This is a genomic window from Neisseria sp. HMSC068C12 (assembly GCF_001814095.1).
Lineage (GTDB): Bacteria > Pseudomonadota > Gammaproteobacteria > Burkholderiales > Neisseriaceae > Neisseria > Neisseria perflava.
This window is the reverse complement of sequence record NZ_KV814822.1, coordinates 1-419: the sequence shown is the minus strand read 5'-3', so window position 1 is coordinate 419 and position 419 is coordinate 1. Positions and strand designations below refer to the sequence as shown.

Below are 419 nucleotides of genomic sequence, written 5' to 3'. Positions count from 1 at the left end.
ATGAGTTGACCAAACGGGTGTTTGCCGACGGCAGCACCAACCTGATGGAACGCGACGACTTGGGCCGACTGCTCAGCCACACCGATGCAATGGGACGCGTTACCCGTTATCAGTACAGCAACGAAGGCCAGGTAGAAAGCATTATCCGTCCGGACGGCGTCATCCTGCATTTCGACTATGACGACAACTACCGTCTGATCCGCAAAAGCGATGCCGAAAGCCGTTATCACGGCTATACCTACGACGAAGCGGGCAACCTGCTGACCCATACCGACCCGCTGAAACACATCACCCGTTTCGAATACGCCGGCAACGGCCTGCTGCTGTCGGTAACCGACCCGAACGGCAGCTCCACCGCCTATCACTATAACGAAAACCATCAGCCCGACCGGATTACCGACTGCTCGGGTTACGAAACC

Annotated in this window: 1 pseudogene; it reads left to right on the top strand. The window is 56.8% G+C overall.

From position 1 onward, the window contains the following. Positions 1 to 419: pseudogene (locus tag HMPREF2952_RS06605) on the top strand (RHS repeat family protein); the annotation flags it as partial.